The sequence below is a fragment of the Shimia sp. MIT1388 genome (assembly GCF_047124445.1).
In the GTDB taxonomy this organism is placed as follows: Bacteria; Pseudomonadota; Alphaproteobacteria; order Rhodobacterales; family Rhodobacteraceae; genus Shimia.
Genome location: NZ_CP138921.1, coordinates 2151306 through 2163748, shown reverse-complemented (window position 1 = coordinate 2163748; position 12443 = coordinate 2151306). Strand labels below are relative to the sequence as shown.

Genomic DNA, 12443 nt, shown 5'->3' with positions numbered 1-12443 from the left:
CAAAACCTCCTGCGTTTCAAAGCTCTCGTCTCATGTAGTCAATCCAATTTCCAAGTACATGGGGGCGTGGCAATTTGCCTGTTTGGGGCAAGCTCAAATTCACCGCTTGACAATTCTGACTAAAATAATCAGAAATGGATCCAGCAGCCACCCAGCAGGGAAGCCAACACATTGATACGGACCAACGGAGAGTCCCATGACCCTGCAAATGCAAGCTCCCGAAATGGCAAACGCGCTGCCCGTCCATGACGCCAATCAACTGACTGGCGACAACGGTCTGGCCCATATCCGCCTCAACGACCAGCTCTACACGCTGCGCATCACCCGCGCGGGCAAACTGATCCTGACAAAATGAGCGGCGCCCCTCACAGAGGTGGGCAGCGGGTTGGTCTGCTTGAAGATCTTGGCGATGTGGAGCGTTTGGCAGTGCGGTGGCTGCGCTCCTGGGGGCGCGATCCAGTGGGCATTGCCCATCTGGAAACCACGCTCACCGTAGGGCTGGGGCCGGACCAAGCGCGTAACATCAAAGGTGTTTTTGAAGACCTGATGGAAGTCGGCCGCCAGTATGGCCGCCGCGCGCTGTGTCGTCATGGCTGTCACTGCCGCTGCCTTGGCGCAGACGAAGCTGTCTTTGCCCATTTGATTGAGGCCGGGGCCAACGGAGACCAGGAAGACGCGGCGCTTCTGGCTTCTCTTGTGGTCCGTCCTGACATGGCGATGTGCTTTGCCGGTTTGGCGGCGGAGTTTGGCATGGCGCTTAACAAAGTGGCCCGTGCAGCACCTGCGCGTCCTCAGATTTCAACTCCGGTTTCGGCCACAGTGCATTAAGCTCAGGCTCTATCAATGTCGCACCGCTGGTTTGGCAGATTTTTTGTCTGACAAGGCGCGGAGCTGCAGGAACTCTGGGTGAGTTTTAAAGCTCCGCAACGCCGGCAGGCGGAAAATCCGCCAAATCCTTCGGACGTCCAGCACGCTTCGCCTCAGCGGGCCGGTTCGCTTGCAAAGAGACCCACTCTGCGCGGCGCGCACCAGCCCTCTGAGGCTGTGCGTGATGGGCGCCAGTGGCGGGACATTGACAGGGCCTGAGCTTAACCACTGTGGCCAGACCATGGCTGTCTATTCACTTTTTTCACAGATCGCTCACAACCATGTTAGGCGGCGCGACGCGCATGTGGTTGCCATTGCTGCGTGAAATGCCCACACTTCTCCGCATACGCCGGGAGCAACTCGGCAGGTTTCAAGTACACCAAAGGAGAACCCAAAGTGTTTTCTGACACCCTTACGTACCCCGACACCCAACAGCGCAGCTGGCGCATTGCCGGGCTTGCGTTCCTGTCCATGCTGTTTGTCGTGGCCCAGACGCTGATTGCCCAGGCGCGCCCTGACAGCTTTGCCGATCTGGCGGACAAGATCAGCCCCTCCGTTGTGAACATCACCACCTCCACCGTTGTGGCCGGTCGCACCGGCGGCCCCCAGGGCATCGTGCCCGAAGGCTCTCCATTTGAGGATTTCTTCCGCGAGTTCCAGGACCGCCAAGGCGATCAGGGCGATCGCCCGCGCCGCACCTCTGCACTGGGCTCCGGCTTTGTGATCTCGGCTGACGGCTTTGTGGTCACCAACAACCACGTGATCGAAGGCGCTGACGAGATCCTCGTCGAGTTTTTTGAAGGCGGCGAACTGCCAGCCAAAGTCATCGGCACCGACAAGAACACCGACATCGCCCTGTTGAAGGTCGAATCCGACGAACCGCTTGATTTTGTAGAATTTGGCAACAGCGACACCGCCCGCGTAGGTGACTGGGTCATGGCCATGGGCAACCCGCTGGGCCAGGGCTTCTCGGTCTCTGCTGGTATCGTGTCCCAACGCGGCCGGTCCCTGTCCGGCGCGTATGACGACTACATCCAGACCGACGCCGCCATCAACCGCGGCAACTCCGGTGGCCCTCTGTTCAACATGGACGGTGAAGTGATTGGCGTGAACACCGCGATCTTGTCCCCGAACGGCGGCTCCATCGGCATCGGTTTCTCCATGGCCTCCAACGTGGTCACCAAAGTGGTCGATCAGCTGAAAGAATTTGGCGAAACCCGCCGCGGTTGGCTGGGTGTGCGCATTCAGGATGTCACTGAGGACATGGTGGACGCTGTGGACGGTCTGAAATCCGCCGCGGGTGCGATGGTCACCGATGTGCCGGAAGGCCCGGCCCTGGAAGGCGGCATGCTGGCGGGTGACGTGATCCTGACCTTTGACGGCGCCAAAGTGGCTGACGTGCGTGGTCTGGTCCGCGCGGTGGGCAACACCAATGTGGGCAAAACCGTCGATGTAGTGGTGCTGCGCGATGGGGACGAAGTGACGCTGGCCATCACCCTTGGTCGCCGCGAAGAGGCCGAAGGCGCTGTGCCGGCCAGCCAGCCTGCGCCCTCCAGCGACCCGGTTGAGAAAGAAATCCTCGGCCTGACTGTGACCGTTCTGACCGACGACATGCGCGAAGAGCTTGGCGTGGCGGAAGGCACCGATGGTCTGGTGGTGAGCAACGTGGACGAGATGTCCAAAGCTTACGAAAAAGGCCTGCGGGCGGGTGATGTGCTGACCGAAGCGGGCCAGCAGAAGCTGACCTCGATTGCCGATCTGGAAGACCGCATCGAGGAAGCCAAAGAGGCGGGCCGCAAATCCTTGCTGCTTCTGGTGCGTCGCGCCGGTGAGCCCCGCTTTGTGGCGCTCAACATCGAAGAGTAAGCGGCTTCACAGTTCAAAATAGATTAGGGCGCCCATTACGGCGCCCTTTTTCATGTCCTCTTGCGTGGGATCACCCTTCCCGAGGCACCGCCACCAAGCCAAGCCGCCGCGCGCTTTCCAGCGACAAGATCGCGCTGTCGAGCCCCTCAGCACTTTGATAGCGACGAATGGCCGCCCGCGTGCGGGCATCCCGCTCCGCGGTGATGCTGCCATAAAACAGCCCGCGTACTTTTAGGGCCCGCTGCAGAGAGGCGGTGAACTCTTCGGTCCAGACCTCGCTACAGGGCGTTTCAAACCACAATTCCCGCCGCTCCTGCACAATGCGCTGCTGTGTCTCTGTGCGGAATATCCCGGGCGCAATCACGGTGCCATCTGCCAGCACCTCCGGCGGCTGCACCATGACTTGCTCGCTCACAGTTTCCACCACAGCAGGTGTGACGTGGCGCCCCCAACAGCTGCCCGGCCGCGCATTGGGCGGCGCACCGGCATCTTCGGCGCGGACAATCTCTGGCTCATTAAAGGCGGCGATGTAAGGTGCATTGGTGATTTGCTCTTCGCACGCCGTCAGGCTCCCCAGCGCCAAAAGCGCCGTGGCGGCCAGAACCGATCGTGCGGCAAAATCTGCGGGCATGCTCGCGCCTCATGTGTTTTGCCCTGTCATACCGCGTTTTGCGCCGCAGCGAAACGCGTCATTTCTCCAAAGGGGCTGGCGGTGTGACCAAACTGTCCAAGAGCGGCGAGAGATCCTCGATCCGTTCGGCAATCACATGGGTGACATTGTTCTCCCGCTGAATGCGCCCGGTGACCCTGAGCAGCCGCCCGGCAATCACTGCACGGCGGAAATGCTCATAAAGGCTGCGCCAGACAATCACATTCACCACGCCGGTCTCATCCTCGAGCGTGACAAAGATCACCCCTTTGGCGGTGCCGGGCCGCTGCCGCAGAATCACCAGTCCCGCCACGGTGATCCGCGCACCATTGGGCGGCTCGATCAGGCGGCTGGCGGTCAAAGCCGACGGTGGGCGTGGCCAGTCCTGATGGGGCGCTGTGCCCATAGGCCGCGTGGGGGGAGAGGATCTCATGACTTGCATGAGAACAAATATAGAACATTTAAAAATTGTCGCAAGGGGAGGGACCGCTTGTCGCAAATGGGGGTGGAAGAGGCGGAAGCCCTGACCTAACTAGGGATGCGAACAGTTTCTCAGAGGAGCCAGACATGGCCAAAATCACCTATGTCGAGCATAACGGTACCGAGCATGTTGTTGAGGTTGCCAACGGCTTGACCGTTATGGAAGGCGCGCGCGACAATAATGTCCCCGGCATCGAAGCCGATTGCGGTGGCGCCTGTGCCTGCTCAACGTGTCACGTCTATGTGGACCCATCCTGGGTGGAGAAGATCCCAGCCAAAGACGACATGGAAGAAGACATGCTGGACTTTGCCTATGAGCCTGATCCCGCCACCTCGCGCCTGACCTGTCAGATCAAGGTCACCGACGCGCTGGATGGTCTGGTTGTGAAACTGCCAGAAAAGCAAATCTGATGGTTATGGCGCGGCGTCTTCTGTCACAAACGCTGCGCCGTACCGCGCGTCGCGTCTTTCTCGCGGCGAGTGTGGGGCTGATGGCGGCGCCTGCGGTGGCGGAGATCACATCCGCCCGCTACACAGACGAAACCGCTCGATATGCCCATGGGGTGCTTGGCGATGCGATTGAATATGGCACGCTTGAGCTGACCCTGAAAGACGGCAAGCGTCTCGCACTCACACTCCCCCAAGATCGCGTCTTTGAGGACATTGCACCGCGCCTGGCGGATATGGACGGCGACGGCGCACCGGAAGTGATCACGGTCGAAAGCAGCCAAACTGGCGGTGCTCGCCTGGCCATCTACGACGAAACCGGCCTGCGCGCCGCGACGCCCCACATCGGCCAACGCAACCGCTGGCTTGCGCCCATAGGGGCCGCAGATCTGGACGGCGACGGCCACATAGAGGTCGCCTATATCGACCGGCCCCATCTGGCCAAAACCCTTCGAGTCTGGCGATATAAGGACAACAAACTGACCCAGGTGGCCTCACAAGCTGGCCTGACCAATCACCGCATCGGCGAAGACTTCATCTCCGGTGGCATCCGTGATTGCGGCGACAGCCCCGAAATGATCACGGTCAACGCCAATTGGTCCGAGGTCATGGCCACACGCTTTGACGGCAAAGCCTTGTCGCCCCGCGCCCTCGGCCCTTTCAAAAACCAGGCCTCCCTCACGCGCGCGCTGGACTGCAAAGCGCCTTAGCTTTCTTCTTCCCCCAATACCTCGGGGTGAATTGGCCGCAGGCCAAGAGGGGCTGGCCCCTCACGCCCTAGCGCACGGTCCCGTCACTGGCCGAATAGATGTGCCGCGTGCCAATCGCGCCCAGCGACTGGAACAGGCTCGCGGTGTTGGACACGCCAAACTTCTTCAAGAGCTTGCCGCGATGCACCTCCACCGTGCGGTTGCTCATTTCCAATTTGATGGCAATTTCCTTGCTGGTCAGCCCTTCGGCCAGAAGTGAAAACACTTCGCGTTCCCGGCGGGTCAGCGGGTGATAAGGTCGCGTGTCGGAAATATCGGCAAAGCTCCACACCGCCCGCTGCAACGGGTCTTCCGGTGTAAATGTGTGCCCGCGCACCCGGCACCAGAACATCTCGCCGCCGCGGCGCATCATCACGCGCTCGTCCCAGTAAAAATTGCCCTCGCGCAATTCCTGCACGCCGCGATTGCGGATGTTGGTGAACTCTTCCTGCGTGGGGTAGAGGATCGCAAAGGTGCTGTCCTTGAGCGCCGCACGCTCGTAACGGAACATCTCCGCAAAGGTGTCGTTGCAATCGCGGATCACCCGGTTCTCAGTCACCACAATGCCCACGGGTGCAAAGCTGAACGCCAGTTCCACAAATTCGCGCGTAGCGTAGGCCTCTTCCACCGAAATGGTCATGTCATCTCCCCCAACTCAGGCGGAGAATAGGGCGCAGCGCTTTTCGGCGCAACGCCCGCAAAACTACGTGTCAGCGCAGACTTAAAGCGCGCGCCAGCCGATGTCGCGGCGGAAGAACCCACCGGGCCAATCAATTGCGTCCACCATGGCATAGGCCCGATCCCGCGCTTCCTGCAGGCTTGCGCCGCGTGCGGTCACGTTCAGCACCCGGCCACCAGACGCGGTGATCTGCCCGTCTTTGGCGGTGGTGCCCGCATGGAACACCATATTCTTGCTGTCCGCTGCAATGGCATCCAACCCGCCAATCACGGAACCCTTTTCATAAGATCCCGGATAGCCATTGGCCGCCATCACCACGGTGATCGCATGGTCATCGGCCCAGTTCACCTGCGCCTCATGCAGCCGCTCTTCGGCCGCCGCATGCATCAAGTCCATCGCCTGCGCACCCAGACGCATCATCAGCACCTGACATTCCGGGTCGCCAAAACGCACGTTGTACTCCACCAGACGTGGCTGCCCGTCTTTGATCATCAGACCCACATAAAGCACACCCTGGTACGGCGTGCCGCGCTTTGCCATCTCATCAATGGTCGGCTGCACAATTTCATCCAGCGCCTTTTGCGCAATCTCATCAGACAGCACTGGTGCAGGCGAATAGGCCCCCATGCCGCCCGTGTTCAACCCGGTGTCGCCTTCGCCCACGCGCTTGTGGTCCTGCGCGGTGCCGACGGGCAGGGCGGTCTTGCCGTCACAGAGGATGAAGAAAGAGGCCTCTTCGCCTTCCATGAACTCCTCGACGACGACTTCAGCACCCGCGCCACCAAAAGCACCGCCAAACATGTCGTCCACCGCATCCAATGAAGTTTGCAGGTCCATCGCCACAATCACGCCTTTTCCTGCCGCGAGACCGTCGGCCTTCACCACAATCGGTGCACCTTGCTCGCGGATGTAAGCCTTGGCGGCCTCGGCATCGGTGAAGTGGCCGTAGCCAGCAGTCGGCGCATTAGCTGCGTCACAAATCTCTTTGGTGAAGCTCTTGGAGGCTTCCAGCTTGGCCGCAGCCTGAGAGGGTCCAAACACCAGCACACCGGCTTCGCGCAGCCGATCCGCCACACCCGCGGCCAACGGCGCCTCTGGACCGACGATGACAAAATCAATCGCATTGGCCGCCACAAAGGTCACAACCTCGCCGCCATCCTCGATGTCAAAGCTGGCGCATTCCGCGATCTGCGCGATGCCCGCATTGCCCGGTGCCACAATCAGCTTGTCGCATTTCGGGTTCTGCATCACTGCCCATGCCAGGGCGTGCTCACGTCCACCGCTGCCGAGAATAAGAATGTTCATGTTGCCGCCTTCCGCTTGGCCTCCGCTTTGCGGCGTTCTAAGGTGGCTTGGCACAGGAAACAAGGGAACTGAGCAGCGCACCCATGTCCGATCTGATCGACGACCCAAGAGAGGGCGAAAACGCCCCGGAATTCAGCGTCACCGAACTCTCCGGCGCGATCAAACGCATGATCGAGGGCGAGTTCTCCCACGTGCGCATCAAAGGTGAGATTGGGCGTGTGTCTTTTCCACGCTCGGGTCACGTTTATCTCGACCTGAAAGACGACCGCTCGGTGATTGCCGGGGTGATGTGGAAAGGCGTGGCCGCCCGTGTCTCCACTCGTCCGGAAGAAGGCATGGAAGTGGTCGCCACCGGGCGGCTCACCACATTCCCGGGGCAGTCCAAATACCAACTAGTGATCGAAGACCTGAAACCGGCAGGCGTCGGCGCGCTGATGGCGATGCTGGAAAAACGCAAAGCCATGCTGCAGGCCGAGGGGCTGTTTGCCCAAGAGCGCAAAAAGCCGCTGCCCTATCTGCCTGAAATCATCGGTGTTGTGACCTCGCCCAGCGGGGCCGTGATCCGCGACATCCTGCACCGCCTGCGGGATCGATTCCCGCGCAAGGTGTTGCTGTGGCCCGTCGCGGTGCAAGGCGAGCAATGCGCGCCACAGGTGGCCAATGCTATTGAAGGCTTCAACAAGCTCACCCCCGGCGGGGCTATGCCGCGCCCCGATTTGATCATTGTGGCGCGTGGCGGTGGCAGCATCGAAGATCTCTGGGGCTTCAACGAAGAGGTGGTGGCCCGCGCCGCCGCTGCCTCTGACATCCCGCTGATCTCCGCTGTGGGACACGAGACCGATACAACGCTGATCGACTTTGTCTCCGACAAACGCGCGCCAACCCCAACGGCAGCGGCAGAATTGGCCGTGCCGGTGCGGCTCGACATGTTGGCCTGGGTTGAAGAGCAGGGCGCGCGCCTCACACGGGGCCTCGAACAAGGCCTGCGCCAACGCGACCAACGCCTGCGCGATCTGGCCCGCGCGCTTCCCCGAGCGGATACGCTGCTGCAAACCCCGCGCCAACGCTTGGACACCGCTTCAGATGCACTGCCCCGCGCATTGCAATCCGGCATCCAATCCCGTCGCGTGACCCTAGCGGAGAAGTCCGGTGGTTTAAGCGACAAAACCCTGCTGCGTATGATCGAAATCCGGCGGCAGCAACTTGGCCGCTACGGCGACCGGCTGTCTGTGGACGCTTTGAACCGCGACATCACCCGCCAAAAAGACAAAACCCGCGACCTGTCGCGCCGCCTATCAGATGCCGGCACCCGTCAGGTGCAGACGCTGAAAGACCGGCTGGCGTCATTGGACCGGATGCGCGAAACGCTCAGCTACACCGCCACGTTGCAACGTGGCTACGCCGTGGTGCGCGGGGATGGCCAACTGGTAAAAACCTCCGCTGAGGCCAGCGCCGCAAGCGCCTTGGAAATCGAATTTGCCGATGGTCGCCTGCCCGTCGGGGCAGGGGGCGCGGTTGCCCCCTCTACACCGCCGCAGCCAGCACCGGAAAAGCCCAAGCCCGCGCCAAAACCCAAAGCGAAGAAAACGCCGCCACCAGAGCAGGGCAGCCTGTTCTAAAGCTCTAGCTTAAACGCCAACATCCGGCCCAAGGCAGAGCATTTCTTCGGAGCTGTCCTCAATCTCGTAGAGCAGCCGCCCGTCCGGCTCGTTCTCAAACTGCGCTCTCAAGCCACCGGTGTCCGCGTAAAAGCTCCAACACTGCGGGCCGGGATTGTCCTCATAGACAAAACAGATCTGCCCGGCCTCTTCATACCAATAGCCGTCCTTGCACTGGCCGCTGCCATCCAGAAACGCCCACCGCACCCGCCGGTCTGACAGGTACTCTTCCACGCCATAGCGCCGCCCGTCCGCCTCGTAAAACAAGGTCTTGCCAGACACATAGGCTTCAAATTCGGCTGCCGACATGGCGTCTTCTGCCGCCGCCGCGCTGCTGAACAGCGCAAAAACAATGCTCACATACTTCATGACGCCATGCTGCCTGAGGCGCGGGCGTCAATCCAGTCTCATTGCTGTGATGCGCGCAGTTTTGCCGCCCTTAGCTTCTCCACACGGGGATTCATCACCCGCCGCCACTGGCGCGGCCAAAGCGCCAGAATCGCCATCAACGGCAATGACTGCGGCAGGGTGGGCATTGTTGCCTTGTCCAGTTGCAAGGCGGGGTAGTCCCGCGTCGGCACCATATGGTGGTCCGAATGACGCGGGGCGTTGAGCATCAGCGCGGAGGTATAAAGCTGCGGCGCGTTCCAGCTGTGCTCTGGCCCCACCGGTTCCGGCTTGCCGTTCTCGCGTATCTGCCGATGCAAGCCATAGTGCTGCACATAGTCTGACAACAAAAGCTGCATGCTGCCGTAACTCGCCAGCGCCAGATAAGCCAACATGCCACTCACCCCTGCCAACCGCGCAGCGACGGCAAGGCAGAGCACCGCGCCGCCGACATAGATCACATAGGGATGCAGTAGGGACTTGCGGCTACCCGCGCGTTTGCGCATCGTATTCTCCGCCTGCCATCCGGCCTTAAACGATCCAATCCAGGCGCGTGGCCAGAAACGATAAAAATGTTCTCCGTCCCGAGGGCTGTTGGGGTCCTTGTCGGTCGCCACCCAGATGTGATGCACTTTGGGGTGGGCGGAGGTGTGATGCCCAAACAGCAGGGAGATGTAGACCCACATTCCCAGCTTGCGGGGAAACCTTGCCGATTTGTGGATCAACTCATGGGCGTTGGCATTGCTGACCTGTCCAAAGAACAGCCCAAAGGCCAGAAAACAGCAGACTTTGGCACCAAGGCTGATCCCCGTGACACCCGCCACCGCCAACACCGCAATCACCAACAGCGGGAAATGCGCCAGGCCCAACACCAGCGACAGCCGCATCCCACTTGGAAACTCGCCGTCGTCACCGGTTTTAGCCGCCGCGCCCTGTACCAGCCGGTCCATCACATGGATCAGCCCGCTCATATAGACCAGTGCCGCCACCGCCCACAGACCACCCAACAGCCCGCCAAGCGCCAGCAGCACTACGGGAATCGTTGTCGCGATCCAGAACCAAGCCATGTGTTTTCCCCTTCAAAGAGCCCACGCGCTTTGTATCCGGGCAAAATTACTCCTTCGTTTCTGCCCTGCAAAGCGGTGACGAGGGGTTATTTTCAAAGGATTGCACTTTTCTTGAGGAATCCCGCGCCAACCCCATTGACTCGGCCCCAGCCATCATTAAAAGGCGGGCTTCAAGAGATTTACACGGGGTATCTGTGCCCCGGCGCAGGAGAAGCACAATGGCGAAGCCGACGACAATCAAGATCCGTCTGAACTCGACCGCGGGCACGGGCCATTTCTACGTGACCAAGAAAAACGCACGTACCATGACCGAAAAGATGGTCGTCCGCAAATACGACCCGGTGGTGCGCAAGCATGTCGAGTACAAAGAAGGCAAGATCAAGTAAGATCGCTTTCTGAGACACATGCAAAAGCCGCGCCAAACCAAGGCGCGGCTTTTTGCTTTTCTGGGAAACCGCGCCTGAACAAAAACAAAAAGTTTTCTTCAGGAGGGTTCCCAACATGCCCCACCCATTCTTTATCCGCCCCGCCAGCCTTGATGATGCTGTTGCGTTGTCTGACCTCTATGCACGCTCTTATCCGGAACTTTTGCCAGGGGACTACGATGATGCTGTGCTTGAGGGGGCCTTGCCGCTCTTCACCAAAGCGCAGCCCGCGTTGCTGTCTTGCGGAACCTACTTTGTTGCCGAGTGTGCGGAAACTGATGACATCATTGGAGCAGGGGGATGGACCGATCTCAGCCCGTCGCGTGGCGTGAGTGGCACCCATCTGGGCCATGTGCGCCATGTGGCGACCCGTCCGGATTGGCTGCGCCGTGGCGTGGCGCGGGCTTTGATTGACGTGTCTCTGGCCTCTGCGGAAGCCCACGGTATGCGGGAGATGAGCTGTATGAGCTCGATCACTGCACGTGATTTCTACGCCTCTATGGGCTTTGAGGAGACCACTGAAGTTGAGCTCACTTTGGCTCCTGGCGTGCATTTCCCGGCCATCCAAATGCACCGCAACCTCTGCGCGCCAGAATACGCCTGACACAAAAAAGGCCGGTCACAGGGACCGGCCTTTTCTTTTGCTATCCTGCAAGGATCACTCGCGGTTGCCGAGGAACTGCAGCAGGAACATGAACAGGTTGATGAAGTCCAGATACAGGGTCAATGCGCCCATGATCGCGGATTTCGCCAGCCACTCGCCGTCGCCCATGTGGGCGTGCTGGATGTAGTCGTTCTTGATCTTCTGGGTGTCATACGCGGTCAGACCGGCAAAGATCAGAACACCAATTGCGGAGATCGCAAAGGCCATCGCGGAGGACGCGAGGAAGATGTTCACAATCGATGCCACGATCAGGCCGATCAGACCCATCATCAGGAAGGTGCCCATGCCAGACAGGTTCTTCTTGGTGGTGTAGCCGTAGAGCGACAGGCCCGCGAAGGCGATCGCGGTGATCAGGAAGGTCTGGATGATCGACTCACCGGTGAACACCAGGAAGATCGAGCTGATCGATGCGCCCATCAGAGCCGCAAAGGTGTAGAAGAACAGCTGCGCGCCAGCGGCGGACAGGCGGTTGATCGCCATGCCAAAGCCAAACACCATCGCCAGCGGGGCAAACATGATCACCCACTTCAGCGGGGACGCATACAGCGCGTTGCCCAGTGCGGTGAGGTATTTGTCAGCGCTGATTTGCGCCACGGCGGCGGACGGATCGGTTGTCACAGCCAGGCCGGACAGGGCCCAAGCGGCGGCAAAGGTGATCAACATGCCCACGGACATGTTGCCATAGACCTTGTTCATGTGGGCGCGCAGGCCCTCGTCAATCTGAGCCGCGCTGGCAGCTGCCGTGCCGCGGATCGTGTCAAATTCAGCCATCAAAGCCTCCGAGTTAACTTTATTGCCCCCAGAACCTGACGTTCAGAGGGTTTCAACAGGGAATATCGGTGAGGGAGGGCGTGAATTCAAGGATTTCCGCCGCCCAAAGCGGCGAAAATCCGCATCATTGTTAACGTTTGATCAGCCGCGCCAATGCGCTGGCACATCCCAGACGGAGCGTTTCAATTCAAAGTCCACATCTGCTTGGCTCAGGCCCATATCCTGCAGCGCGGCACTGTCCAGCTGTGCAAGCTGGCGGCGCTGACGCAGGACGGCAAAGGCCTGTTTCATGCGGGTGAGAGAAAACTTGGAACCACGAGGGGCGGAGGAAGTGGTGATGAAGGCCATGGGGTCGCTCCTTTCCTTGTTTGCGATTGATCTTCGGGTCTGCATCAAATTACTTGATGTATATGGCGCGCTGTGTGTATT

16 protein-coding genes are annotated in these 12443 nt (G+C 60.2%); 8 read left to right on the top strand and 8 right to left on the bottom strand.

Annotated features, from left to right (window positions below):
• The first annotated feature begins 196 nt into the window (after window positions 1-196).
• The 3 genes from hemP (at window position 197) to SIB92_RS10680 (ending at window position 2733) form a co-directional block, all read left to right on the top strand.
• Entirely contained in the window at window positions 197-355 is a 159-nt protein-coding gene (gene hemP, locus SIB92_RS10690; protein WP_168591412.1) for a hemin uptake protein HemP, read from the top strand.
• Window positions 352-828, top strand: a complete 477-nt coding sequence (locus tag SIB92_RS10685) for a hypothetical protein (RefSeq protein ID WP_412555757.1) — start codon at window positions 352-354, stop codon at window positions 826-828. Before hemP ends, SIB92_RS10685 begins: the two co-directional genes overlap by 4 nt.
• Before the next feature lie 510 nt (window positions 829-1338).
• The gene (locus SIB92_RS10680; protein WP_412555826.1) at window positions 1339-2733 is read left to right on the top strand and encodes a Do family serine endopeptidase; all 1395 of its coding nucleotides are present in this window, start codon (window positions 1339-1341) and stop codon (window positions 2731-2733) included.
• 70 nt (window positions 2734-2803) lie between these two features.
• On the opposite strand, the gene SIB92_RS10675 is transcribed toward SIB92_RS10680, so the two are convergent.
• Complete coding sequence (locus SIB92_RS10675) at window positions 2804-3364, bottom strand: peptidoglycan-binding domain-containing protein (protein WP_412555756.1); 561 nt, start codon at window positions 3362-3364, stop codon at window positions 2804-2806.
• A 58-nt stretch (window positions 3365-3422) separates the two neighbouring features.
• The gene (locus SIB92_RS10670; RefSeq protein ID WP_412555755.1) at window positions 3423-3824 is read right to left on the bottom strand and encodes an OB-fold nucleic acid binding domain-containing protein; all 402 of its coding nucleotides are present in this window, start codon (window positions 3822-3824) and stop codon (window positions 3423-3425) included.
• A 125-nt stretch (window positions 3825-3949) separates the two neighbouring features.
• Here SIB92_RS10670 and SIB92_RS10665 point away from each other — a divergent pair, with 125 nt between their 5' ends.
• Together SIB92_RS10665 and SIB92_RS10660 are read left to right on the top strand one after the other, a co-directional pair.
• Window positions 3950-4273 carry a 2Fe-2S iron-sulfur cluster-binding protein gene (locus tag SIB92_RS10665; protein ID WP_412555754.1) on the top strand — a complete coding sequence of 108 codons (324 nt, stop codon included), beginning with the start codon at window positions 3950-3952 and terminating at the stop codon, window positions 4271-4273.
• A gap of 5 nt (window positions 4274-4278) precedes the next feature.
• Window positions 4279-5019 (top strand): FG-GAP repeat domain-containing protein, encoded by a 741-nt coding sequence (locus SIB92_RS10660; protein WP_412555753.1) that lies wholly within the window; start codon window positions 4279-4281, stop codon window positions 5017-5019.
• 67 nt (window positions 5020-5086) lie between these two features.
• On the opposite strand, the gene SIB92_RS10655 is transcribed toward SIB92_RS10660, so the two are convergent.
• Window positions 5087-5698, bottom strand: coding sequence for a LuxR C-terminal-related transcriptional regulator (locus SIB92_RS10655; protein WP_412555752.1), 612 nt, complete (start codon window positions 5696-5698; stop codon window positions 5087-5089).
• An 81-nt stretch (window positions 5699-5779) separates the two neighbouring features.
• On the bottom strand, window positions 5780-7042 hold the full coding sequence (gene purD, locus SIB92_RS10650; protein ID WP_412555751.1) for a phosphoribosylamine--glycine ligase: 1263 nt from the start codon (window positions 7040-7042) through the stop codon (window positions 5780-5782).
• 83 nt (window positions 7043-7125) lie between these two features.
• Here purD and xseA point away from each other — a divergent pair, with 83 nt between their 5' ends.
• Complete coding sequence (gene xseA / locus SIB92_RS10645) at window positions 7126-8661, top strand: exodeoxyribonuclease VII large subunit (protein ID WP_412555750.1); 1536 nt, start codon at window positions 7126-7128, stop codon at window positions 8659-8661.
• Window positions 8662-8670: 9 nt separating this feature from the next.
• On the opposite strand, the gene SIB92_RS10640 is transcribed toward xseA, so the two are convergent.
• Window positions 8671-9069 (bottom strand): hypothetical protein, encoded by a 399-nt coding sequence (locus SIB92_RS10640; protein WP_412555749.1) that lies wholly within the window; start codon window positions 9067-9069, stop codon window positions 8671-8673.
• Between the two features lie 38 nt (window positions 9070-9107).
• Window positions 9108-10154, bottom strand: a complete 1047-nt coding sequence (locus SIB92_RS10635) for an alkane 1-monooxygenase (RefSeq protein WP_412555748.1) — start codon at window positions 10152-10154, stop codon at window positions 9108-9110.
• A 218-nt stretch (window positions 10155-10372) separates the two neighbouring features.
• Here SIB92_RS10635 and rpmG point away from each other — a divergent pair, with 218 nt between their 5' ends.
• Window positions 10373-10540, top strand: a complete 168-nt coding sequence (gene rpmG, locus SIB92_RS10630) for a 50S ribosomal protein L33 (RefSeq protein WP_007814563.1) — start codon at window positions 10373-10375, stop codon at window positions 10538-10540.
• Window positions 10541-10655: 115 nt separating this feature from the next.
• On the top strand, window positions 10656-11183 hold the full coding sequence (locus tag SIB92_RS10625; RefSeq protein WP_412555747.1) for a GNAT family N-acetyltransferase: 528 nt from the start codon (window positions 10656-10658) through the stop codon (window positions 11181-11183).
• A 54-nt stretch (window positions 11184-11237) separates the two neighbouring features.
• Here the strand turns inward: SIB92_RS10625 and SIB92_RS10620 are convergent, their stop codons facing one another.
• Both SIB92_RS10620 and SIB92_RS10615 read right to left on the bottom strand, forming a co-directional pair.
• Window positions 11238-12014, bottom strand: coding sequence for a Bax inhibitor-1/YccA family protein (locus tag SIB92_RS10620; protein ID WP_168591401.1), 777 nt, complete (start codon window positions 12012-12014; stop codon window positions 11238-11240).
• Between the two features lie 141 nt (window positions 12015-12155).
• Window positions 12156-12362 (bottom strand): DUF1127 domain-containing protein, encoded by a 207-nt coding sequence (locus tag SIB92_RS10615; RefSeq protein ID WP_412555746.1) that lies wholly within the window; start codon window positions 12360-12362, stop codon window positions 12156-12158.
• Window positions 12363-12443 lie beyond the last annotated feature (81 nt).

What these genes read in the sequence shown, in the direction of transcription:
- SIB92_RS10665 (WP_412555754.1), top strand. Translation starts at nt 3,950, where the DNA reads ATGGCCAAAATCACCTATGTCGAGCATAACGGTACCGAGCATGTTGTT.
- SIB92_RS10615 (WP_412555746.1), bottom strand. Translation starts at nt 12,362, where the DNA reads ATGGCCTTCATCACCACTTCCTCCGCCCCTCGTGGTTCCAAGTTTTCT.
- SIB92_RS10620 (WP_168591401.1), bottom strand. Translation starts at nt 12,014, where the DNA reads ATGGCTGAATTTGACACGATCCGCGGCACGGCAGCTGCCAGCGCGGCT.
- SIB92_RS10655 (WP_412555752.1), bottom strand. Translation starts at nt 5,698, where the DNA reads ATGACCATTTCGGTGGAAGAGGCCTACGCTACGCGCGAATTTGTGGAA.
- SIB92_RS10675 (WP_412555756.1), bottom strand. Translation starts at nt 3,364, where the DNA reads ATGCCCGCAGATTTTGCCGCACGATCGGTTCTGGCCGCCACGGCGCTT.
- SIB92_RS10660 (WP_412555753.1), top strand. Translation starts at nt 4,279, where the DNA reads ATGGCGCGGCGTCTTCTGTCACAAACGCTGCGCCGTACCGCGCGTCGC.
- SIB92_RS10670 (WP_412555755.1), bottom strand. Translation starts at nt 3,824, where the DNA reads ATGCAAGTCATGAGATCCTCTCCCCCCACGCGGCCTATGGGCACAGCG.
- xseA (WP_412555750.1), top strand. Translation starts at nt 7,126, where the DNA reads ATGTCCGATCTGATCGACGACCCAAGAGAGGGCGAAAACGCCCCGGAA.
- SIB92_RS10680 (WP_412555826.1), top strand. Translation starts at nt 1,339, where the DNA reads ATGCTGTTTGTCGTGGCCCAGACGCTGATTGCCCAGGCGCGCCCTGAC.
- SIB92_RS10640 (WP_412555749.1), bottom strand. Translation starts at nt 9,069, where the DNA reads ATGAAGTATGTGAGCATTGTTTTTGCGCTGTTCAGCAGCGCGGCGGCG.
- purD (WP_412555751.1), bottom strand. Translation starts at nt 7,042, where the DNA reads ATGAACATTCTTATTCTCGGCAGCGGTGGACGTGAGCACGCCCTGGCA.
- hemP (WP_168591412.1), top strand. Translation starts at nt 197, where the DNA reads ATGACCCTGCAAATGCAAGCTCCCGAAATGGCAAACGCGCTGCCCGTC.
- SIB92_RS10625 (WP_412555747.1), top strand. Translation starts at nt 10,656, where the DNA reads ATGCCCCACCCATTCTTTATCCGCCCCGCCAGCCTTGATGATGCTGTT.
- rpmG (WP_007814563.1), top strand. Translation starts at nt 10,373, where the DNA reads ATGGCGAAGCCGACGACAATCAAGATCCGTCTGAACTCGACCGCGGGC.
- SIB92_RS10685 (WP_412555757.1), top strand. Translation starts at nt 352, where the DNA reads ATGAGCGGCGCCCCTCACAGAGGTGGGCAGCGGGTTGGTCTGCTTGAA.
- SIB92_RS10635 (WP_412555748.1), bottom strand. Translation starts at nt 10,154, where the DNA reads ATGGCTTGGTTCTGGATCGCGACAACGATTCCCGTAGTGCTGCTGGCG.